The organism is Geomonas ferrireducens (genome assembly GCF_004917065.1).
In the GTDB taxonomy this organism is placed as follows: domain Bacteria; phylum Desulfobacterota; class Desulfuromonadia; order Geobacterales; family Geobacteraceae; genus Geomonas; species Geomonas ferrireducens.
The window spans coordinates 341,174-363,811 of the sequence record NZ_SSYA01000002.1; the positions used below are offsets into that span (position 1 = coordinate 341,174).

A 22,638-nucleotide genomic window follows, 5' to 3' on the forward strand; every position below is an offset into this window, starting at 1 on the left:
TGCTTTATTGTGCAATAACTGCCGACATTTAGCAAGAGGCGCCCCCCCTGCGGTCACGCCACCTTCATGACTACCATGGAAATGTCGTCCTGTAAAGGTTGGGGCCAGGCGTGGTTTCCCACCTCGGTCAGCACCCTTTCGATCACCACCTCAGGCTCCGCGTCAAGCAGCCCGGAGAGGAGCCGGCAAAGCCGATCCACCCCGAAGAAATCCCCCGCGTCGTTCTCCGCCTCGATGATGCCGTCGGTGTAAATGAAGAGGAGGTCCCCAGGTTCCAGCGGGGTATGGCGCTCCTCGAAAACGACATTTTTTTCGACACCCAGGATGAGTCCCTCCGCGTCCAACTCCTGCCAGGTCCCGCCGCGGAACAGGATGGGGCGGGTGTGACCCGCGTTGGCAAAGGTGAGGGCGCGTTGCGCGCCGTCGTACCTTGCGCAGAACATGGTGATGAAGAGTTCGGCGCCGGTCAGGTCTTCGTACAAAAGCTCGTTCAAAAGCTTCAAAAGGTCCTTCGGGGACCTCGACTCCTGCATCTGGGCCCGCAGCACGCTCCTCGTCTCGACCATGATGAGGGCGGCACCGACGCTGTGGCCGGAGACGTCCGCCATGACCACGTCCATCACGCCGGTGCTGCGATGGAAGAAGTCGTAGTAGTCGCCACCGACGTGTGCGGCGGGCACGCAGCGGCTGGCGATGCGCAGCCCGGGGAGTGACGGTGGGCTTTCCGGCAGGAGCGAGAGCTGGATCTGCTTGGCGAGCTCGAGGTCGCGGGTGACCCGCGCGTTCTCCAGAAGTGCAGCCTCCTTCTGGCGCCGCTCGCGCTCCTTCGCCTCGCGCTCCTCGACGATGCGCACCGCCTGGGCGAGCTGTCCCGCGAGGCTTTCAAGAAGCTCGACGAACTGCTCGGTGAAAAGGCCGATGATGGAGCGGGAGAATACCGAAAGCACCCCAACCGGAGGGGCCCCCTCGCTCGCGATCGGGATATGCGCGAAGGACTTGATCCCTTCCTTCTGGAAGATCTCCTTGGCGATCGGCTTCGTTATGAAGGCGGTGTCATTGAAAAATTCGGTACGGCGCCCGAGAAACGCCTCTCCTACGTGGGTGTCTATCTCGAGGATGCGGTCTTCCGCGGTGATCCTCTCCCCGCCGACGCCCCGGTAGGAGCGGACCTTCAGTACCGACTCCTCGTTAAGAAGCCGTATCACGGCGAGGTCGAGCTTGAACTCGCGCAAAAGAAGCTCGAGAAGATCCCCCATGATGATGTCGAGCTCGAGCGAGCGGCTCATGATCTCCGAGGCGCGCAGCCTGACGAAGAGAGCCTCGCGGCTTTGGTCGCGCGAGGTGCGCACCGTGGAAAATATGTCGAACACCGGCTCCATCCTCGACCCGATGTCGCTGAGAAAACTCTCCACCACCGCGCCGGCGGCGGCCCCCCCAAGCGACCCGGCGAGGGTCTTCTCCACGAAACGCTTCAGGTTCGGGAGCTCGAACTCGGAGACCCCTCCCTTGCCGTCGATCTCGCGTTCGCCCAGGTAGTCCGCGATCGCGGCGTGGGCCTGCTGTTCGCCGATGAACTTGGACATGAGGGTGACGAACTGCACGATGGTCACCGGCTTCGAGAGACGCTTGGTCTCCCACTGCGGCGTCCCCTCAGACGAGAAGACCCGCACGAAGCGGTTCATCTGCTCGCTCTCCTTTTCCCCCTGGCCAAGCAGGATGGAGAGGGATAGGTAGGCCGCGATGTTCATGAACATGCTCCAGAAGAGCGTGTGGGTGAACTCGTCCAGTCCGGTCAGCCCGAAGAGCGCCTGGGGGCGCAACAGCTCGATCCCGAACGGGCCGTAGAGCAAAAGGTCGGTCTGCCAACCTCCCGCCTGCAGCACGGAGGGGAGGAGCAGGGTGTAGAACCAGACCCCGAAGCCGAGCAAAAGCCCGGTTATGGCGCCCGCCTTGTTGCCGCGCGGCCAGTAGAGGCCGCCGATCAGGGCGGGGGCGAACTGGACCGCTGCGGAGAAGGAGATGAGCCCCATGTTGGCGAGCATGTAGGTCTCGCCCACCGCGCTTTGGTACAGGTACCCGAGCAGGATGACGAGCACGATGCCGAAGCGCTTCAGGTTGATGAGCAGGAGTGGGAACCAGGACTGCGGCCTGAAGCGGATCACGACCGGCATCAGCACGTGGTTCAGAAGCATGGTGGAGACGGCGATGGATTCGACCATCACCATTCCCGCCGATGCCGAGAACCCGCCCAGGAAGGCAACCAGCGCGAGCCATGGCGACTCAAGCCGCATCGGCAGGGTGAGCACGAAATAGTCGGCGCCGGTGTTGCTCCCGGTCATCAGGATCCCGGCGAGGGCGATGGGCATGACGAACAGGTTCATGAGGAACATGTAGGCCGGAAAGCGCCACGATGCGCTGTTCAGGTGCGCCTCGTGCGCGTTTTCCAGCACCATGACCTGGAACTGACGCGGCAGGAGCATGACCGCGCTCATCGAGAGCGCGAGGATGCTGAACATCGAGGAGTAGGAGTTCTCCCCGGTGGCATCGAGCGTGACGAGGCGCGACAAGGTGTGCGGCTCCTTCTGGAACATGCGCCAGAAGATGTCTCCCATGCCGTCGAAGGCGAAGTAGGTGATGAAGGCGCCGACGACGAGCATCGCGACGAGCTTGACCACCGACTCCAGGGCGATGGCCGCCACGAGGCCGTCGTGCCGCTCGGTCGAGGTCAGGTGTCTCGCACCGAAGAGCACGCTGAACACCGCGAGCAGCAGCGCCGTGAATAGCCCGGGGTGCGGGGATGGGATGTAGGCCTGCTCCATGAACCCGAGGTGGAAGTCGTGGTAGCCGGTGATGATAGTAAATGAGGTGGAGACCGCTTTCAGCTGCAGGGCGATGTAGGGCATCACCCCCATGACCGTGATCACCGTGATGATGGCGCCCAGCCACTGCGAGGAACCGTAGCGGGAGCTGATGAAGTCGGCGATGGAGGTTATGTTGTTCTCTTTGGAGATGCGCACCATCTTCTTCAGCAGAAACCACCAGGTAAAGGCGGTCAGGGTGGGCCCCAGGTAGACGGGGAGGAAGTCGATCCCGGTGGTGGCCGCCTTCCCGACGCTGCCGTAGAAGGTCCAGGATGTGGCGTAGACCGCGATGGAGAGGGAGTAGACCCAGGGATTGGCCGTGATGCTGCGCCCGGCCTTCTGCCGCTGGTCGGCGTAGTAGGCGACCAGGAAGAGGAGGGCTATGTAGAGCAGGGCAGTGCCCCAGACCCAGTTGACCTCAAGCATCAAAGCTGCCCCTTGGTATCGGTTTCGCGGCGCGCGGCGCGGCTGAAAAGGTAGACGATGAAGATGGAGAAACTCCATCCGACCAGCAGGTACAGGTAGAGAAGCGGTATCCCGAAGGGGAGAACCTCCTTGTTGAAGATGCTGATAAACGGGTAGTTCATCATGACCAGGCCGAGCACGAAGCAGATGACCCAGGTGTCCTTCAATTTGAGCCGGTGTATGACCACTTCCTTCAGTGTCTTTTTCATGACGGTAACCCCGCTGCCTCGATCACCAGGTCGACCCCTTGGTGAACGGGAAGGGCGCTGTCGACGACGATTGCCTCGCCCGGTTGCGGCGCCTCGAACTCCGCCTCCAACTGGCGGTAATGTTCCCAACGCGCGTCCGATACCTCTGCGGCATCGCCGTTTCGGGCCTCCAGGCGCAGGCGCGCGACCTCCTCGGAACAGCGCGTCTCGACGAGCAGAAACGGGACGCCCAGCCTCAAGGCGAGCTCGCGGAAGCGCTCCCGGTCCGCACTGCGCCGGAAGGTGGCATCCACCACCATCCCTTCACCCCGGGAAAGCGAGCGCTCCGCCTCTGTCAGAAGGGCGAGGTAGGTGGCTTGATCCATGTCGCTGTTGTAGATCCCTGCACGGTATGACCGGGTGGGCGCCGCTCCCACGGTGGCAACGCCGGCCAGTTCCTTGCGCACCACGTCGGAACGCTTTAGGGCGAACCCCAACTCCCGGCTGAGCGCGCGGGCGAGTGTGCTCTTGCCGCTTCCGATCATCCCGCAGGTGAGGACGAGCATGGGATGCATTCTTGCTCTCAAGCTGTAGCCGCGCGCCAGCCTGAAGTAGCGGACCGCCGTGTCCTTGACCTCGATACGCTCTGCCTCGGTGAGGGACGCATGCTCCAGGCGCAGGCTGGTCACCTTGCCGCGCACGAAGGCGCGCTGGGCCTTGTAGAAGTCGAGAAGCGGCGCCATCCCCACGTCTCCGCTTGCCGCCTGGTAGGCGTTAAGAAGCTCGCCGGCCAGGTCCTTGCGATCCGCGTATTCCAGGTCCATGAGCAGGAAGGCTAGGTCGGCGGCCGTGTCGATGTAACGAAACTTGTCGTTGAACTCTATGCAGTCGAAGATGCAAACCGGGTCGGTGAGGCAGATGTTGCCGGAGTGCAGGTCACCGTCGCAGTCCCTGATGAAGCCCCCGGTCACCCGCTCCCGGAATAGTGCGTCGTTTTCCTGGAGAAAGGAGATCACCCACTGCCGAATTTCAGTCATCTGGGCGGCTGAGATAGTCAAACCTACGAAAGAGGCCGCTTGTCGGAAATTCTGTTCCCAGTTCTCGCGTATAGCCTCGGTTTCGCCATAGGCATCGATCACCGGACCACGTTCGGCCCCCTCGTGGAAGCGCGCCACCGCCTGTGCGATGCGCGTCATGTCCCGGGCTTCGACGTTTTCTTCGGCAAGGAGCCTGTCGAGCATGCGTTCCTGCGGCAGGCGCCGCATCTTCACTGCGTAGTCGATCACCGGACCTGTGCCGCCGAAACCGGGGCCGTCCGTAGTGTCGCGCAGCTCGACAACGCCCAGGTAGACCTCCGGACAAAGACGGCGGTTCAGGCGAACTTCCTCGTTGCAGTAGAAGCGGCGACGGTCGAGGGTGGTGAAGTCGAGAAAGCCGTAATTTACCGCCTTTTTCACCTTGTAGACGAAGCGATCGGTGAGGAATATGAAGGAGACGTGTGTCTCAACCAGGCGCACTTCTGTCGTCGGGTCTGGGTAGGCCTTAGCTTCAAGTAGCGATTTTATAACGTTTCGGATCATCGTTTTACCGGTAAAGTTATGATTTCATTTGAGAATAGTACCATACCGCATTTGAGGCGCAACCGCTTAAAATGCAGCTAAATGTTGTTTGACGCTGCTACCTATTTATGCTAGCTTTCATGGTAATTAACCGCGCCACCCACGGATACTGTATCCAGAGAGGGTGCCGCGTTTTTTAGGTTTTTGCCCCAAATCTACCGAAGCCACAGGTACCCCATGACCAAGAAGTGTCTGCCGCTCCTTTTTCTACCCCTGTTGATCAACGCCTGCGCCACCGAGCAAGCTTCGGTTCCGACTCCGCTTGCCGATCTAGGCGCCATCACAGCGCCGACTCCGCCCCCGGGTGGCGGGAAGACCATGTACCTGTTCGCTCTCGCGAGGTTGCGGGCGGCCGAAGGTGACCTGGACGCCGCGCAGGTCTTGCTGCGCGAGGGGATAGCGGCCGACCCGAACTCCGCATTCCTGCACCACACCGCGGCCCAGATCTACCTCCAGCAAAACCGTCCCGAGGATGCGCTTGTGGAATGCCAGGCGGCCATCGGCATCGATCCTTCGTCAGTGCCGGCACAGCTTCTTTGCGGCAACATCCTGATGACGCTTCAGCGCGAAAAAGAGGCGGTCCAGCACTACAAGAAGGTGATCGAGCTCGACCCTTCCAAGGAAGACGTCTACCTGCACGTCGCCATCTACTACCTGAAGAACTTCGAATACGAGCAGGCCGTGGACACGCTGAAGGCGCTGGTGAAGGCTTCGCCCGATTCGGCGCTTGGGTACTACTACCTTGCCAAGACCTACGAGCAGATGCGTCTGCCGAAGGAGGCGCTCGCCTATTACAAGAAGGCCATCGAGATAAAGCCGGACTTCGAGCAGGCCCTGATCGAGATGGGCATCTCCCAGGAGACCCAGGGGCTCATCCCTGACGCGATCGATAGTTACAAGGACCTTCTTGAGATCAACCCTAACAACGCCAACGTGATCCAGCACCTCGTGCAGCTCTACATCCAGCAGAAGCGGCTCGACGAGGCCCTCGCCCTGTTGCAGCAAAAGGGTGGGCGTTCACTGGAGAATTCTCGCAAGATCGGGCTTTTGCTGCTCGAGCTTGAACGCTACGACGAGGCCATCAAGGTCTTCCAGGATATCCTCAAGGCCGAGCCGGACGCGCAGCAGGTCCGTTTCTATCTCGCCAGCGCCTTCGAGGAGAAAGAGGATGTAGATCAGGCCATCGAGCAGTTCCAGATGATCCCGCGGGACTCCGCCTATTACCTGGACTCTCTGGGGCACCTGGCCTACCTGTACAAGGAGAAGGGGCACCCGGAAAAGGGGGTAACCCTGCTGCTGGAGGAAATCGCCAAGCAGCCTTCCCGCATCGAAGCGTACCTGCATCTGGCCGGCTTTTACGAGTCGATGGAGCAGTACCAGTTAGGCATCAACACCCTGAAGTCGATGGACGCGAAACTCCAGGCAGACCCGCGTGTCCTGTTCCGGTTGGGGATCATGTACGACAAGCTGGGACAAAAGGAACTCTCTGTCGACATGATGAAGAAGGTCATCGCGGCGACCCCGAACGACGCGCAGGCGCTCAATTACCTCGGGTACACCTATGCGGAGATGGGGGTGAACCTGGACGAGGCGCTCACCTACCTTAAAAAGGCGGTCGAACTGAAGCCGGACGACGGGTTCATTCTGGACAGCCTCGGGTGGACCTACTTCAAGCTCAAGCGCTACAACGATGCGGTTACCCAGCTCGAGCGTGCGGTCGAGCTTTCCGACGGTGACGCCATCGTCATGGGGCACCTGGCCGACGCTTACTGCGCCGTCCGCGCCTACAAGAAAGCACTGCCGCTCTACAAGAAGCTGCAGAAGATGGAGCCGGAGCAAAGCGCCGAGCTCGCCGAGAAGATCAAACACTGCCGACAGGAAGCCGGCGAGAAATGATCCCGCTGCGTCGTCTTCTCCTCCTCGTCCTTCTGACGCTGACCGCCTGCAGCCAGGGTGCGCCCGCGGACCGGGCCGGGAGCCGTGGACCCGGCGCCAATGGTTCCTCCTTTGTCACCGGGAGTATCGGGGAGCCTTCAACCCTCATCCCGACCCTCGCTACCGACACCTCGTCGAGCGACATCGCCGGGCTCGTCTACAACGGCCTGGTCCGTTACGACAAGAACCTTAAGCTCGAGGGGGACCTGGCTGAGTCCTGGGAAGTCTCCCAGGACGGCCTGCAGATCACCTTCCACCTGCGGCGCGGCGTAAAATGGCATGACGGCAAGGATTTCACCTCGCGCGACGTGCTCTACACCTACCGTGTCACCGTCGATCCCAAGACTCCGACCGCGTACGCCGAGGATTTCAAGCAGGTGCAGAGCGCGCAGGCCCCGGACGCCTACACCTTCAAGGTACGCTACGCGAAGCCTTTCGCACCGGCGCTCGCCTCCTGGGGGATGAACATCCTCCCCGCCCATCTGTTGGAAGGCAAGGACATCACCAAGAGTCCGCTCGCGCGCAGCCCGATCGGCACCGGCCCGTACATCTTCAAGGAATGGGTTCCGGGACAGCGCCTGATCCTCGAAGCGAATCCGAACTACTGGGAGGGGAAGCCTCGCCTTTCCCGCTACGTCTATCGCATCATCCCCGACAGCTCCACCATGTACATGGAGCTTAAGGCCGGTGGCATCGACATGATGGGGCTTTCCCCGGTGCAGTACCAGCGCCAGACCAACACCAAGGAGTTCCTGGCGCGCTTCAACAAGTACCGCTATCCGGCCTCCGCCTACACCTACCTCGGTTACAACCTGCGCCTCCCCATGTTCCAGGATGCGAGGGTGCGCCGGGCGATCACCTGCGCCATCAACAAGGAAGAGATCATCCACGGGGTGCTGCTCGGGATGGGGCAGATCGCCCACGGTCCCTACAAGCCCGGGACCTGGGCCTACAAGGCGAAGGTGGAAAACGACCCCGCGTACGATCCGGCGCGCGCCCAGGCCCTCTTGCGTGAGGCGGGATACGTCATGGGAGCGAACGGCATCCTGGCGAAGGACGGGAAGCCGCTCAGCTTCACCATCCTGACCAACCAGGGTAACGACCAGCGTCTTAAGGCGGCCCAGATCATCCAGATGCGGCTGAAGCGCGTCGGCATCGACGTGAAGATCCGCGTGGTGGAATGGGCGTCGTTTCTCACCAACTTCATCGACAAGGGTAAGTTCGAGGCGGTGCTCCTCGGGTGGACCATCTCCCAGGACCCGGACCTCTTCGACGTCTGGCACTCCTCGAAGACCGGGCCCAAGGAACTCAACTTCATCAACTACAAGAACCCCGAGTTGGACCGGCTCATCGTGGAGGGTAGGGGGACCTTCGATATGGAGAAGCGGCGCGACTGCTACTACCGCATCCAGGAGATCCTTGCGAAGGACCAGCCCTACACCTTCCTGTACGTCCCGGACGCCCTGCCGGTGGTCTCCTCCAGGATAAAGGGGATCGAACCGGCGCCAGCGGGGATCATGCATAACTTCATCAAGTGGTACGTGGAATAGGTGATTTAGGCGCCGTAGCGTCCCCGCCCCCGGAGGGGGAGGGACAGGGAGGGGGAACGCAGCGGCTCGATCAGGCTTGGCCCCCCCCCCCCCCCCCCCCCCCCNGGATAAAGGGGATCGAACCGGCGCCAGCGGGGATCATGCATAACTTCATCAAGTGGTACGTGGAATAGGTGATTTAGGCGCCGTAGCGTCCCCGCCCCCGGAGGGGGAGGGACAGGGAGGGGGAACGCAGCGGCTCGATCAGGCTTCCCCCCTCCCGACCTCCCCCCTCCTGGGGGAGGGGCGCTTCTCACTGACAAATGCAGCTGGGTGAAGAGCTTCGCTTCAACAAAAGGATTATGGCCAACTACCTGATAAAACGTATTCTCATGCTGATCCCACTGCTTCTTGGGATCACGCTGATCACCTTCACGGTGATCCATCTCGCACCGGGCGAACCGGTGGAGATGCAGACGGCGATGAGCCCGAAAGTCTCGGCTCAGTCTCGGGCACGGCTGCGCGAGTTCTACGGACTGGACAAGCCGCTGCACGTGCAGTACGGCAAGTGGCTCGGGAACCTCTCCCGGCTTGACTTCGGCCGCTCCTTCGCGCCGGACAACCGCCCGGTGCTCGACAAGATCAAGGAAAGGATCCCGATCACCATCTCGCTCAACGTGATCGCGCTGATCCTCGAATTCGGCCTGGCACTTCCCATCGGCATCCTGGCGGCGGTACACCGCGACACGCTGCTCGATCGCGCCATCTCGGTCTTCGTCTTCGTCGGTTTCGCCGTGCCGACCTTCTGGCTGGCGCTTCTCTGCATGTACTTCTTCGGGGTGAAGCTCTCCTGGCTCCCGATCTCCGGCATACACTCGCTCGGCAGCGAGCAACTCCCCTTTTTCGGGCGCGTTCTCGATCTCGCCAAACACCTGGTGCTTCCCATCGCCATCGCCACCTTCGGGAGCCTTGCCGGGCTGTCGCGCTACATGCGCTCCACCATGATCGAGGTGCTTTCTCAGGACTACATCACCACCGCCCGCGCCAAGGGGGTGAAGGAGCGCGTGATCATCTACCGGCATGCCTTGAAGAACGCGCTTCTTCCGGTGATCACCCTGCTAGGCTTTTCGCTCCCCGCCCTGATCGGCGGCAGCGTCATCTTTGAGACGATTTTCTCCATCCCGGGGATGGGGCAGCTCTTCTACCAGGGCGTCATGGCACGCGACTATCCGCTCGTCATGGGGATCCTGGTCATCGGCGCCTGCCTCACCCTGATCGGCAACCTCCTGGCCGACCTGAGTTACGCCTTCGCCGATCCCAGGATCAGGCACGGAAAGGGGTAGGGGATGCGGATATCGTCGCTTCATGGAGGGGGCATGCGAGACAAGGTGAGCAGCCCGGCCAGGGAGTTTTGGGAGCGTTTCACGACCAACCGCTTCGCGACCGCGGGACTCGTCATCATCGCGGTGCTTTTCCTGCTGTCTTTGGCGGCGGCTCTCGTGACGCCGTACAGCCCGGACACCATCGACGCGTGGCACGTGCTCCTGCCGCCGTCCGCGGACCATTGGTTCGGCACCGACGAGTTGGGGCGCGACGTCTTCACCCGCGTCGTCTACGGCGCGCGCGTCTCACTGAAGGTCGGTTTCGTCGCGGTCGGCATCGCCGTCGTGGTCGGTACGGTGGTGGGGCTCTTCGCCGGGTTCTACGGCGGCTGGATCGATTCGGTGCTGATGCGGGTCGTCGACATCATGCTCTGCTTTCCGACCTTTTTCCTGATCCTTGCCGTGATCGCCATGCTGGAGCCTTCCATCTGGTACATCATGGTTATCATCGGGCTTACCGGATGGATGGGGGTTGCGCGTCTGGTGCGTGCCGAGGTTCTCTCCTTGAAGAGCCGCGATTTTATCCTGGCCGCCCGCGTGTTAGGGGCGTCGGATCTGCGCATCATCTTCCGTCATGTCCTCCCCAACGCGCTCTCGCCGGTGCTGGTTTCGGCGACGCTCGGTGTGGCAGGCGCCATACTCACCGAGTCGGCACTTTCCTTCCTCGGCATCGGGGTGCAGCCGCCGACGCCCAGTTGGGGGAACATCCTGACCTCCGGCAAGGACTACATAGAATTCGCCTGGTGGCTTTCCCTTTTCCCGGGGCTCGCCATCCTGGTAACCGTGCTCTCCTACAACCTGGTAGGGGAGGGGATCCGCGACGCACTCGACCCGAGAAGGCGAGGCTAACGGCCGTTCAACGTTCCGCGTTCTGCGTTCCACAAGTTGCCGTCTCGTGGCACTGTACGATTTGACTGCCGCCACGATGCAGGGGCGGACAAGGAAAGCCGTGGCGAACGTTGAACGCTGAACGTTGAACATCTTTAGAGAAAGAGGTGCACATGGCAGAATTTTGCGAAGAGGCATTTGACGTATTGAAGGTCGATAAAAGGGATTACGTTCCGACCACCCTCGAGGATGAGGTGCGGGTCGACAAACTGGTCAGCGACCTGCTGCACCGTTTTTACGAGGAGATCCAGCAGACGGGCATGTCGCCGGAACAGGCGACGGCACTGGCCGGCGCCGCCGATTACTTCACCCGCGATTTTGTCGTCTCCATCAAGCAGCGCAGCATCTTCGACGAGCGTGCGGGGATCGTGCGTCAGTTCGCCGGCAACTGGTACATCGTCAACACCATGGAGCCGCTCATCGACGAGATCGAGGGTTACCTTGCCGGGGTCCGCGAGTTCTACCGTTTCCTTTACGGGCACCAGTTGATCTCGCTCAAGTTCCTCCAGGCCATCGAGGCTGAATGCTCGGAACTCGACTACTACGCCGGGCGCATCGAGAGCTTCTGGGATATCGTCGGGGACGGGTATCTCACCTGGGAGAAGGAGTGCACGCTTAAGGACTAGAACCCGTTCAACCTTCAACGTTCAACGTTGAAACCTTGCTCCGATTGGCAAAATCCTCCCCTCCCTCCGGGCCTTCGCCCACCGTAGGGCTTCGGTCCGCAGGCGGGAGAGGGGGGCACGGTGGTGACCATAAAAACGTCCTGACCAGCCGACCTCTTCATCGCTCTCGCTACTCAACACTCACGGAGCCCATGCCGTTTGAAAGACCTAATCGCCAAAGTCCGCAACCAAAACCTCTTCTCCACCGGTGAAACCGTGGTGGTCGCGGTCTCGGGCGGCGCCGACTCGGTGGCTCTCCTCGATATCCTCACCCGGCTCGATACTGAACGCCTGAAACTCATCGTCGCCCACCTGAACCACTGCCTCAGAGGCGCGGAATCAAACGAAGACGAACGCTTCGTTGCCGACCTCGCCGCCCGCTACCATATCCCTTTCCTATCGATACGGGTCGATGTCGCCTCGTTCGCCGCTGCGGAAGGGCTTTCCCTTGAAGACGCCGGACGTCAGGCACGCTACGCATTTTTCCGCGAGGTCGCCCGCCGTCACGGCGCGACCAGCATCGCCTTGGCCCACCACATGGACGACCAGGCCGAGACGGTGCTGATCCGCCTCTTGCGCGGCTCCGGCGGCGCCGGGCTGAGCGCCATGGCTGCGGTCGGCGACAACATGCTGAAACGGCCGCTCCTGAAAGTAACCCGCGCCGAGCTTGAGCGTTACTTGACAGAACACGGCCTAAGCTGGCGCACCGACTCGACTAATGCGGACACCGCGATCCTGCGCAACAGCATCCGCCACGAGCTGATCCCACTGCTTAAAAAGTACAACCCCAAGGTGACCGAGCGACTCGCCGCCACTGCGGAAATCCTCGCCTCGGACGAGGAACTCCTCGAGCAGCTGACCGACGAGACCTTCGCGCGGTTGGCCCGCAGTGAGGATGAAAGCGTCCGCCTGGGGATCGCCTCCCTGCTCGGCGAACGCCGCGGCCTGCGTCTGCGCCTGTACCGTCACGCGCTGCGCGAACTGCGCGGAGACCTCATGCGCATCGCGCTGGCGCACCTCGAGGCGATCGACCGCCTCGTCGCCTCCAGTCGCCCCAACGCGAGCTTAAACCTCCCGGACGATCTGCGTGTCGAGCGCAGCTACGACGAACTTCGCTTCACCTCGGTAACGAAGCCGATCGAGCAGAGATGGGAAGTGGCGATTTCGGGGGAGGGGAACCACCCCTTGCCGAACGGCATGACGCTCAGCGTGCAGCGGGTGCCACGGCCTGCCGACCTCGTTACCGGTTCTGAGAAGATCGCTTACGTGTCGGCGGAAGCTGCACCTTTTCCATGGCTTGTGCGCCCTTTTGCGGCCGGTGACCGCTTCACCCCAATGGGGCTGAACGGCTCACAGAAGGTGAAGGAGCTCTTCATCAACAAGAAACTCCCGCCGCACGAGCGCAGCAGGGTGCCGCTTGTTTTCAGCGCAGGGGATGTCATCTGGGTAGCCGGCGTGAGAGTTGCCGAGAAGGGACGGGTAAAACCCGCAGCTGACGCGGTTTTGCGTTTGGAAATTCTTGAAATTACACCTTAAAGCTCTTGTCAACCTGCACCCTTTATGGTAATCCTTTTTACTCATTTGAATGCTTTTTCTTTCTTTCTCATAAATGCTTGGCATAAGACGAACTTCAACCTCGCGGCCCGTGCTATGTATCAACGGCAAACACTGACAGTACACGGGGTTGCGGCACACCGATTAATCGGGAGGAAACTTGAATCAATTCTATAAAAACTTGGCGCTCTGGCTTGTTATCAGCTTGATGATGATCCTGTTGTTCAACCTGTTCAACAAGCCGAAGCCGACCCAGGAAAAACTCGACTACAGCGACTTCATTGAGGCCGTGGAAACCGGCAAGGTGAAGAACGTGAACCGTCCGGTGGCGAGCGTCGTCATCCAGGGGGACGAGGTCTTAGGCAAGTTCGCCGACGGCAAGGAGTTCAGGACCTTCAAACCGGCAGACGCCAAGCTGACCGACCTGCTGATCGAGAAGAAGGTCGCCGTGTCGGCCCGCCCGGAGGAGGAGCACTTCTCCTGGTTCTCGCTGCTCATCTCCTGGTTCCCGATCATCTTCCTCGTAGCGGTCTGGATCTTCTTCATGCGCCAGATGCAGGGTGGCGGCGGCAAGGCAATGGCCTTCGGCAAGAGCCGCGCGAAGCTTCTCACCGAGGCGCAGGGGCGCATCACCTTCGAGGACGTGGCCGGCATCGAGGAAGCCAAGGAAGAGCTTGAGGAAATCATCTCCTTCCTGAAGGATCCGAAGAAATTCACGAAACTTGGCGGCCGTATCCCGAAAGGCGTGCTGCTCATGGGCCCTCCGGGTACCGGCAAGACCCTTCTGGCCCGCGCCATCGCGGGTGAGGCGGGCGTTCCCTTCTTCTCCATCTCCGGTTCCGACTTCGTCGAGATGTTCGTCGGCGTCGGCGCCTCCCGCGTGCGCGACCTCTTCGTACAGGGCAAGAAGAGCGCTCCCTGCATCATCTTCATCGACGAGATTGACGCAGTCGGCCGTCACCGCGGCGCCGGCTTGGGCGGCGGTCACGACGAGCGCGAGCAGACCCTGAACCAGCTTCTGGTCGAGATGGACGGCTTCGAGTCCAACGAAGGGGTCATCCTCATCGCCGCCACCAACCGTCCCGACGTTCTCGACCCGGCGCTCCTTCGTCCGGGCCGCTTCGACCGCCAGGTCGTGGTGCCGCGTCCCGACGTGAAGGGGCGCGAGATGATCCTCAAGGTGCACTGCAAGAAAACCCCGCTCGCCCCGGACGTCGACCTCGGCGTTGTGGCCCGCGGGACCCCTGGCTTCTCCGGTGCGGACCTCTCCAACGTGGTCAACGAGGCCGCTCTCCTCGCCGCTCGCAAGGAAAAGAGCATGGTCGAGATGATCGACTTCGACGACGCGAAGGACAAGGTCCTCATGGGTGTCGAGCGCCGCTCCATGGTCATCTCCGACGAGGAGAAGAAGAACACCGCATACCACGAGGCGGGACACACCCTCGTCGCTAAACTCATCCCGGGCGCGGACCCGGTGCACAAGGTCTCCATCATCCCGCGTGGCCGCGCTCTCGGCGTCACCATGCAACTCCCGATCGAGGACAAGCACAGCTACTCGCGCGAGTCGCTGCTCGACCGCATCGCCGTTCTCCTTGGCGGCCGCGTAGCCGAGGAGATCATCTTCAACTCCATGACCACGGGCGCGGGGAACGACATCGAGCGCGCCACCGACATAGCGCGCAAGATGGTCTGCGAGTGGGGCATGAGCGAGAAACTCGGTCCGGTTTCCTTCGGCAAGAAAGACGAGCAGATCTTCCTCGGGCGCGACATGGCGCACCAGAAGAACTACTCCGAGGCGACCGCCATCGAGATCGACCACGAGATCAGGCTCCTCGTCGAACAGAACTACGCACGCGTACAGGACCTGCTGCGGAGCAACCTCGACGCCCTGCACCGCATCTCGCACGCCCTCATCGAGAAGGAAAACCTGACCGGCGAGGAAGTGGACCGCATCATCGAAGGCAAGGAGATCGCCTCCGAGCCTGCGGTGACCGAGTAACGATGCAGATTCAGAAGTGGGAACTTTCCCGACGCACCCTGTCCCTGGAGCGTCCGCAGATCATGGGCATCCTGAACGTGACTCCGGACTCCTTCTCGGACGGGGGGCGCTTCTTCTCCCTTGAGAGGGCCGTGGACCGGGCCCGCGAGATGGAGCGAGAGGGTGCCGACATCATCGATATCGGCGGCGAAAGCACCCGGCCCAATGCCCCCGCGGTAAGCCTGCAGGAGGAACTGGACCGGGTGATTCCCGTTATAGAGGCCCTCAAAGGTAACATCTCCGTCCCCATCTCCATAGATACCTACAAGGCGGGGGTCGCGAAGGCCGCCTGTGCCGCCGGCGCCGAGATCGTTAACGACGTCACCGGCCTCATGTTCGATCCGGAGATGGCCGCCGTCGTGGCCGAATCCGACGCGGGAGTGGTGGTCATGCACACCCGCGGCATGCCCGACACCATGCAGAAGGACACGAACTACGATGACCTGATCGCCGACGTGAAGGAATACCTGGCAGGCTCCATCGACATCGCTCGACGGGCGGGGGTTGCCGCGGGGCGCATCGTCGTCGATCCGGGGCTCGGCTTCGGCAAGAGCGTCCAGGGGAACCTGGAATTGATCAAACGGCTTGAGGAATTCCAGCCGCTTGGCTGTCCGATCCTGGTCGGCCTATCCCGGAAGTCGTTCATCGGAACGGTCACGGGACGAGAGCAAGGAGAGAGGATCTTCGGCACGGCAGCCGCGGTCGTCATGTCGATCGCGCACGGAGCCGCTATCATACGGGTTCATGACGTGGCAGCCATGAGGGATGTCGCCGTCATGACGCGGGCGCTCATGTAACCCGCAGGCCCGACAAACCGGAAGCGCTGCTTCCCGACCGGTGCGGATGAATTCATTCCTGCAAAACATAGGCATACTGCGGGACCTCCTGGACCTGTCGCTCGCGATACTGATCGTCTCCAGGCTGGCGCGACTCCTCAAGGGGGTGCTCGCGCTGCGCATCCTCGCCATCCTTTCGGCACTCGTGGCCCTTCATCTCCTGGCGCGCTTTTTCTCCCTGCAGACCGTCCGGCTCATCATCGACCTGATCCTGGCCTCTTCCGTTGTCGGCCTCGCGGTCATCTTCCAGACCGACATCCGCAGGGCCTTCGCAACGCTGACCAGAAGCCGCACCGAAAAGGACGTCGAGATGTCCGACGTCATCGACGAGCTCGTCTTCGCCGTGGCCGGGCTTGCGCAGAAAAAGATCGGGGCGCTCATCGTCATCGAGCGCGCCATCTCGGTGGACAGCTACCTTGCCGTCGGAACCGATATCGACGCCAAGGTGACCAGCGAGCTGATCTCCTCGATCTTCCTGCCGTATTCGCCTATTCACGACGGTGCCGTGATCATCCAGCACGGCAAGCTGACCAAGGCGGGGTGCTTCCTGCCGCTCACCCAGAACCTTGAGGTGAACAAAGCCCTTGGGACCAGGCACCGCGCCGCCATCGGCCTCTCCGAGTTGGTCGACGCCCTTGTCGTCGTGGTATCCGAGGAGACCGGGACCGCCTCGGTGGTGGTGGGGGGAAAGAAGACCGACGTGGTAGACATGCCGTCCCTGGGCAAGACGCTTAGAAGGCTCGTCGAGCCGAGGTGGCTCAAATGACGACCATGCACGCAAGAGGGCATGAATGGCTGAAAGGGGTCAAGGCGCTTTCCGTGCTGCTGGCCGTCCTGATCTGGCTCAGCGTGATCGTCGAGCGACCCGGGGAGATGGTGCTCACCGTTCCCGTCGGCCTTGATCGCATGCCGCCGGGGCTGCAGCTTGACGGGGTGGCGCCAGCCGAGGCGGAGGTCGTTGTCTCCGGGCCGCGGATTCTATTGTTCCTGCTGCCATTTCACCAGACCCGTCTCAGGATCGATCTGACCGGCGCCAATGCGGGGCAGCAGCAGATCTCGCTGAAGGATGGCCTTTTCGATCTTGATCCGGAGATCAAAGTGGTTCACGTCGCCCCCGCGACGGTAACCATCGCGCTTACCAGCAGGGAACAGAAGTAGGGCTGTTTTTAGACTGACTATTTTTACGAGGTGAAGAGAATGAAGAAACTTTTCGGTACCGACGGGGTCCGCGGTGTGGCCAACGTCTACCCGATGACGGCGGAGATGGCGATGCAGATCGGCCGCGCCGCCGCCTACATATTCAAAAACGGCAAGAAACGCCACCGCATCGTCATCGGCAAGGACACCCGTCTTTCCGGCTACATGCTCGAAAGCGCGCTCATGGCAGGCATCTGCTCCATGGGCGTCGACGTTCTCTTGGTCGGCCCGCTACCGACGCCGGGCATCGCCAACATCACCTCCTCGATGCGTGCCGATGCGGGTGTCGTGATCTCCGCCTCGCACAACCCGTTCGAGGACAACGGCATCAAGTTCTTCTCGAGCGACGGTTTCAAGCTGCCGGACGAGACCGAGCTGATGATCGAGGACCTGATCTTCTCGAAACGCATCGACTCCCTGCGCCCGACCGCCAAAGAGGTCGGCAAGGCGTACCGCATCGACGACGCGCAGGGGCGCTTCGTCGTCTTCCTGAAGAGCACCTTCCCGAAGGATCTCGACCTCTCCGGGCTGAAGATCGTTCTCGACTGCGCCAACGGTGCCGCGTACAAGGTCGCCCCGGCGGTATTCGAGGAGCTTGGCGCCGAGGTGATAACGATTGGCGTGAAGCCCAACGGCACCAACATCAACGCTGACTGCGGCTCGCTGCACCCCGAGGTGATGAGCGAGGCGGTGAAGCAGCATGGCGCAGACCTCGGCATCGCGCTCGACGGCGACGCGGACCGCGTCATCTTCGTCGACGAGTACGGCAACGTGGTGGACGGCGACAAGATCATGGCCGTCTGCGGGACTGAGATGATCCGTCAGGGGACTCTGAAGCAGAACACCCTGGTCGCAACCGTGATGAGCAACATGGGGCTCGATATCGCCATGAAGCGCGCCGGCGGTGAGGTGATCAAGACCGCAGTCGGTGACCGCTATGTCGTGGAGGAGATGCTGAAAGGTGGCTACAACCTGGGCGGCGAGCAGTCCGGCCACATGATCTTCCTCGACCACAACACGACCGGCGACGGCATCCTCTCGGCACTGCAGGTGCTCGCCATCATGCAGCGCCGCCAAAAGCGCCTCTCCGAGCTCGCCCTCGTCATGCACTCCCTGCCCCAGGTGCTCGTGAACGTGCGCCTTTCGCAGAAGACGGACGTGATGCAGGTCCCCGAGATCGCGAACCTCGTGAACGACGTAGAGGGTAGGCTGAAAGGGGAGGGTAGGGTGCTGATCCGGTGGTCCGGCACCGAGCCCCTTTTGCGCATCATGCTCGAAGGGGACGACGAGACGAAAATTCGCAACTGGGCCAACGAGATAGCCGAAACCGCGGCGTCGGCCCTGGGAGGAGAGAACCGTGGCTAAACTGGGCGTCAACGTCGATCATGTAGCGACTCTGAGGCAGGCAAGGGGCGGGAGTGAGCCCGATCCGGTCGCGGCCGCGGCCATTGCCGAACTGGCGGGCGCCGACGGCATCACCATCCACCTGCGCGAGGACAGACGGCACATCCAGGATCGTGATCTAAAGATCATGCGCCAGACCGTGCAGACCAAGCTGAACCTGGAAATGGCGGCAACCGACGAGATGATCGCCATCGCCCTCGCGGTGAAGCCGGAGTGCTGCACCCTGGTCCCCGAGAAGCGGGCTGAGCTTACCACCGAAGGGGGGCTCGACGTCCGGATCCACCAGGAAGCGTTGAAGGTCGCCATAGAGAAGCTGCAGGCGGGAGGCATCATCGTGAGCCTCTTCATCGATCCCGATCCCGACCAGATCAAGGTCGCCAACAAGATCGGCGCCGATTACATCGAGATCCACACCGGTTCCTTCGCCGATGCGCCCACCTGGAAAGAAGAGGAGCAGGAGCTGATCAAGATCGAGAACGCGGTGAAGCTCGCGCGTAAGCTCGACCTCGGCGTCAACGCCGGACACGGCCTAAACTACACCAACGTGAAGAAGGTAGCCGCGATCGGCGGCATCGAGGAATTCAACATCGGCCACTCCATCATGTCGCGCGCCATCCTGGTCGGTCTCGACCGCGCCGTGCGTGATATGTCCGAACTGGTCCGCTACTCATAAGGAGACAGTCATGGCAAGAGCAAAAGCGCGTCACATACTGGTGGAAACCGAGGCCGAGTGTCTCGCACTCAAGGAAAAGATCGAAGCGGGTGCCGACTTTGCCGAGGTCGCAAGGGCGCACTCCCTTTGCCCGTCCGGCAACCAGGGGGGACTTCTCGGAGAGTTCGGGCCCGGCCAGATGGTCGAGGAGTTCGACAAGGTGGTCTTCAGCGGCGAAGTGGGGAAGGTGCTCGGCCCGGTGCGCACGCAGTTTGGCTACCACCTGATCGAGATCACCAGCCGCACTGCGTAAGGCTTTTCGCGTGCACCCCTCTCCCTCAGGGCCTTCGCCCACCGTAGGCTACGGTCCGCAGGCGGGAGAGGGGGATAGTCATCGTTTGCGGCCTCGTTGGATGAACCCGGATCACCTGCGACACGGAGGAAATTAGATGGCAGAGAAGCAATCCCTGGGAAGCCTCATCTTCAGCGCACCTTTCCTGCTCGGCCTGGTCGGGGTCGGCTGCATGATCTACGGAGTCGCCGAAGGGTTCAAGGTAATGCAGTTCTTCTTCGGGGTCTGCATCGTCCTCGGGAGTTTGGCCCTGCACTGCATCAGGAAGAAGGACTGGGACGCCCACTGGAAGGAAATGGACCAGATCCGCGAGGCCCACGAGAAGAGAATGGCCGAAGAGGCTGAGAAAAAGAAATAGCCGTCCCTTCCCATTTTTTGTCCGGCAGGTGAACATGAAACCCGTAACTTTGGAAACCCCGCTGCAAACCTCGTTCGACAGGGTCGCCCCGCTTCTAACCGATTTCTCGCTCTACTCGCAATGGAACCCGGTTTTCCCCAGGGTGACCCCGCTCGGTGACGATGGGCGCCACGACCTCGTCGTGCATCTGCCCGGGATGGAAATCTTCCACGTAACCGCTTCCCTCGTCACTGCCGAGCCCGGGCACGTTTCCTGGAAAAGCAGACTCTTCTTTTCCGGCCTGCTTGCCTGGACTTTCTCCTGCCGCATCGCGGTTGAGGCGCCTGACCGGCTTCTCTTCCAGCAGCGCTCCGAATTCACCGGCCTGCTAGCCCCCCTGTTTTGCCTTGCCCTGAACCGTCCCGCCGCCTCGGGGCTGGACGAGTTGTCCCGCGCCGTGCGCCGCTGGGGCGAAAAGGGGAACGTGCGCTGCCTTAAATGTTGAAATGAAATCGCGGCGTCAGCCGCGTTGAAGGAGGAGAGATGAAAGAATCCTGCTGTCCGGACCATGCATCCGTTCTTAACCTGCCCAAGGTGCAGGGGCGCTGGCCCGGCTCCTGTTTCGTTTGTTCCGAAGGACATCCTCACGGCCTCGGCCTGCGCTTCCATCACACCACCGACGGCGTCGCCTGCGTAACGAGCATCCCCGCCACCTATTGCGGCTTTGACGGGATGGTCCACGGCGGCATCATATCCGCCCTCCTGGACGAGGCCGCCGCCTACGCGCTCTTCGCGCGCCACGGAAAGCTCGGCGTCACCCGCGACATCACGGTCCGTTTCCTGAAGCCGGTGCCGACCGGCACCGATATCCGGGTCGTTGGCGAGATCGTCAGCTTCGATCCTCCCCAGGCGGAGGTCGCCATGGCGATCTACGACGCCGAAGGGCAGCGCCTGGCAGAGGGACGCACCAACTGGTCCTTCCCGCGCCTTTCCCGCATCGCCGCCTTGGCCGGCGTCGAGGAGGGTGTGCTCCAGGACTTCCTCGACGACTGCCGCAAGATGTAATTGACAGATACAGGAGAACTCAACGATGAGTGAATTGCTGATCCCCCGTACCCCGTCCGCCTACGACTACCCGCTGCTGATAAAGAACATGCTGCTCTACCCGGTGGTCGATAACCCCGAGCAGGAGATCGTCTACCGCGACCTCTACCGCGGCTCCTACCGCGATTTAAGGGACAGGGTGCGGCGTGCGGCCGGGATGCTGACCGAACTCGGCGTCCGTCCCGGGCAGACCGTGGCGGTCATGGACTGGGACAGCCATCGCTACCTGGAGCTTTTCTTCGCCGTGCCGATGATCGGGGCGGTACTGCACACGATCAACGTCCGCCTCTCGGCTGAGCAGATCCTTTACACCATCGACCACGCCGAGGACGACGTGCTCCTCGTTAACGCCGAGTTTCTCCCGATTCTCGAGCAGATCCGCGGCAGGATCGATAACGTGCGCACCTACGTTCTCATCCGCGACGACGCCGAACAGCACGACGGCACCGTCCCTTTCGCGGGGGAGTACGAGGAGCTTATCGCCAAGGCCGCGCCGATCTCGGAATTCCCCAACCTGGACGAGAACACGCGGGCGACCACCTTCTACACGACCGGCACTACCGGCATGCCGAAGGGGGTCTACTTCAGTCACCGGCAGCTCGTGCTGCACACCTTCGGGCTGCTCGCGACGCTGGGATCGATCACCGCGCACGGCGGGCTGCACCGTGACGACGTCTACATGCCGATCACCCCGATGTTCCACGTGCATGCCTGGGGACTTCCTTACGTCGCCACCATGCTCGGACTGAAACAGGTCTACCCCGGCCGCTATCTCCCGGAGACCCTGCTCGAGTTGAAGGAGAAGGAAGGTGTCACCTTCTCGCACTGCGTCCCGACCATCCTGCACATGATGCTGAAGCACCCGCATGCGGAGAGGATGGATCTCAGGGGATGGAAGCTCATCATCGGGGGGGCCGCCATGTCGCGCAACCTCTGCGTCGAGGCGCTCAAAGCGGGGATCGACGTCTTTACCGGCTACGGCATGTCGGAGACCTGCCCAATCCTCACCATCTCGCAGCTCACGCCGGCCATGCTGGAGCTCTCGCACCCGGAACAGGCGGATATCCGGTGCAAGACCGGGCTCACCCTGCCGCTGGTCGACCTGCGCGTCGTGGACAACGACCTGAAGGAGCTTCCCCGCGACGGCGTGAGCGCCGGCAACGTGGTGGTCCGCTCGCCGTGGCTCAGCCAGGGGTATCTGAAGGATCACAAGGCCTCCGAGCGCCTCTGGACCGGCGGATACCTCCACACCGGCGACGTGGCGGTGCGCGACGAGCTCGGATACCTGCGCATCACCGACCGGAGCAAGGACGTCATCAAGGTGGCCGGTGAATGGGTCTCTTCGCTGGAACTCGAGGATATCATCACGCATCACCCGCTGGTGGCCGAGGTGGCTGTCATCGGTAAGGCGGACGAGAAGTGGGGCGAGCGCCCCCTGGCCCTGGTCGTCCCGAAGCCTTCCACCAACTTGACCGAGAAGGATATCGCTCATCACGTCCGGGCGTATGCCGACAAGGGGGTGGTGAGCAAGCAGGTGGTGCTCGTCAAGGTGAAGTTAGTCGAATCGATCGACAAGACGAGTGTCGGGAAGATCAACAAGGTTGCGCTCAGGGAGAAGTACCTCTCCTGATC

At 61.8% G+C, this 22,638-nt stretch carries 20 protein-coding genes; 17 read left to right on the forward strand and 3 right to left on the reverse strand.

From position 1 onward, the window contains the following. Positions 1-53: 53 nt before the first annotated feature. From E8L22_RS10335 to E8L22_RS10345, 3 genes are read right to left on the reverse strand one after another with little or no spacing between them, the layout of a single operon-like run. Positions 54-3,287 (reverse strand): SpoIIE family protein phosphatase, encoded by a 3,234-nt coding sequence (locus E8L22_RS10335; protein ID WP_136525110.1) that lies wholly within the window; start codon positions 3,285-3,287, stop codon positions 54-56. Further along, entirely contained in the window at positions 3,287-3,535 is a 249-nt protein-coding gene (locus E8L22_RS10340) for a hypothetical protein (protein ID WP_136525111.1), read from the reverse strand. The genes E8L22_RS10335 and E8L22_RS10340 overlap by 1 nt, the downstream gene beginning before the upstream one ends. Continuing rightward, the gene (locus E8L22_RS10345) at positions 3,532-5,094 is read right to left on the reverse strand and encodes a bifunctional aminoglycoside phosphotransferase/ATP-binding protein (RefSeq protein ID WP_136525112.1); all 1,563 of its coding nucleotides are present in this window, start codon (positions 5,092-5,094) and stop codon (positions 3,532-3,534) included. The genes E8L22_RS10340 and E8L22_RS10345 overlap by 4 nt, the downstream gene beginning before the upstream one ends. Before the next feature lie 216 nt (positions 5,095-5,310). Between E8L22_RS10345 and E8L22_RS10350 the strand changes: the two genes are divergently transcribed. The 17 genes from E8L22_RS10350 (at position 5,311) to E8L22_RS10430 (ending at position 22,636) form a co-directional block, all read left to right on the forward strand. Beyond that, on the forward strand, positions 5,311-7,029 hold the full coding sequence (locus E8L22_RS10350; RefSeq protein ID WP_136525113.1) for a tetratricopeptide repeat protein: 1,719 nt from the start codon (positions 5,311-5,313) through the stop codon (positions 7,027-7,029). Next, positions 7,026-8,618 (forward strand): peptide-binding protein, encoded by a 1,593-nt coding sequence (locus tag E8L22_RS10355; protein WP_136525114.1) that lies wholly within the window; start codon positions 7,026-7,028, stop codon positions 8,616-8,618. The genes E8L22_RS10350 and E8L22_RS10355 overlap by 4 nt, the downstream gene beginning before the upstream one ends. Before the next feature lie 341 nt (positions 8,619-8,959). After that, positions 8,960-9,940 carry an ABC transporter permease gene (locus tag E8L22_RS10360; protein ID WP_136525115.1) on the forward strand — a complete coding sequence of 327 codons (981 nt, stop codon included), beginning with the start codon at positions 8,960-8,962 and terminating at the stop codon, positions 9,938-9,940. 33 nt (positions 9,941-9,973) lie between these two features. Beyond that, complete coding sequence (gene opp4C, locus E8L22_RS10365; RefSeq protein WP_136525116.1) at positions 9,974-10,828, forward strand: oligopeptide ABC transporter permease; 855 nt, start codon at positions 9,974-9,976, stop codon at positions 10,826-10,828. 152 nt (positions 10,829-10,980) lie between these two features. Then, positions 10,981-11,493, forward strand: a complete 513-nt coding sequence (locus tag E8L22_RS10370; RefSeq protein WP_135870185.1) for a hypothetical protein — start codon at positions 10,981-10,983, stop codon at positions 11,491-11,493. Between the two features lie 198 nt (positions 11,494-11,691). Further along, positions 11,692-13,068 carry a tRNA lysidine(34) synthetase TilS gene (gene tilS / locus E8L22_RS10375; protein WP_136525117.1) on the forward strand — a complete coding sequence of 459 codons (1,377 nt, stop codon included), beginning with the start codon at positions 11,692-11,694 and terminating at the stop codon, positions 13,066-13,068. A gap of 178 nt (positions 13,069-13,246) precedes the next feature. After that, the gene (gene ftsH, locus E8L22_RS10380) at positions 13,247-15,085 is read left to right on the forward strand and encodes an ATP-dependent zinc metalloprotease FtsH (RefSeq protein ID WP_136525118.1); all 1,839 of its coding nucleotides are present in this window, start codon (positions 13,247-13,249) and stop codon (positions 15,083-15,085) included. A 2-nt stretch (positions 15,086-15,087) separates the two neighbouring features. After that, the gene (folP, locus tag E8L22_RS10385) at positions 15,088-15,921 is read left to right on the forward strand and encodes a dihydropteroate synthase (protein WP_136525119.1); all 834 of its coding nucleotides are present in this window, start codon (positions 15,088-15,090) and stop codon (positions 15,919-15,921) included. Positions 15,922-15,967: 46 nt separating this feature from the next. After that, a complete protein-coding gene (gene cdaA / locus E8L22_RS10390; protein WP_136525120.1) occupies positions 15,968-16,726 on the forward strand; it encodes a diadenylate cyclase CdaA in 759 nt (252 codons plus the stop codon). Then, positions 16,723-17,118 (forward strand): YbbR-like domain-containing protein, encoded by a 396-nt coding sequence (locus tag E8L22_RS10395; protein WP_246044611.1) that lies wholly within the window; start codon positions 16,723-16,725, stop codon positions 17,116-17,118. The genes cdaA and E8L22_RS10395 overlap by 4 nt, the downstream gene beginning before the upstream one ends. Positions 17,119-17,157: 39 nt before the next feature. Further along, the gene (gene glmM / locus E8L22_RS10400; protein ID WP_136525121.1) at positions 17,158-18,522 is read left to right on the forward strand and encodes a phosphoglucosamine mutase; all 1,365 of its coding nucleotides are present in this window, start codon (positions 17,158-17,160) and stop codon (positions 18,520-18,522) included. After that, complete coding sequence (locus tag E8L22_RS10405) at positions 18,515-19,234, forward strand: pyridoxine 5'-phosphate synthase (RefSeq protein ID WP_135870179.1); 720 nt, start codon at positions 18,515-18,517, stop codon at positions 19,232-19,234. Before glmM ends, E8L22_RS10405 begins: the two co-directional genes overlap by 8 nt. Positions 19,235-19,244: 10 nt before the next feature. Beyond that, a complete protein-coding gene (locus tag E8L22_RS10410) occupies positions 19,245-19,526 on the forward strand; it encodes a peptidylprolyl isomerase (protein WP_135870178.1) in 282 nt (93 codons plus the stop codon). Between the two features lie 136 nt (positions 19,527-19,662). After that, positions 19,663-19,923 carry a hypothetical protein gene (locus tag E8L22_RS10415; protein WP_136525122.1) on the forward strand — a complete coding sequence of 87 codons (261 nt, stop codon included), beginning with the start codon at positions 19,663-19,665 and terminating at the stop codon, positions 19,921-19,923. A gap of 34 nt (positions 19,924-19,957) precedes the next feature. Continuing rightward, positions 19,958-20,407: an SRPBCC family protein gene (locus E8L22_RS10420; RefSeq protein WP_136525123.1), complete on the forward strand. Its 450-nt coding sequence runs from the start codon at positions 19,958-19,960 to the stop codon at positions 20,405-20,407. 38 nt (positions 20,408-20,445) lie between these two features. Beyond that, positions 20,446-20,967: a PaaI family thioesterase gene (locus E8L22_RS10425; RefSeq protein WP_136525124.1), complete on the forward strand. Its 522-nt coding sequence runs from the start codon at positions 20,446-20,448 to the stop codon at positions 20,965-20,967. A 25-nt stretch (positions 20,968-20,992) separates the two neighbouring features. Further along, entirely contained in the window at positions 20,993-22,636 is a 1,644-nt protein-coding gene (locus E8L22_RS10430; RefSeq protein ID WP_136525125.1) for a fatty acid--CoA ligase, read from the forward strand. Positions 22,637-22,638 lie beyond the last annotated feature (2 nt).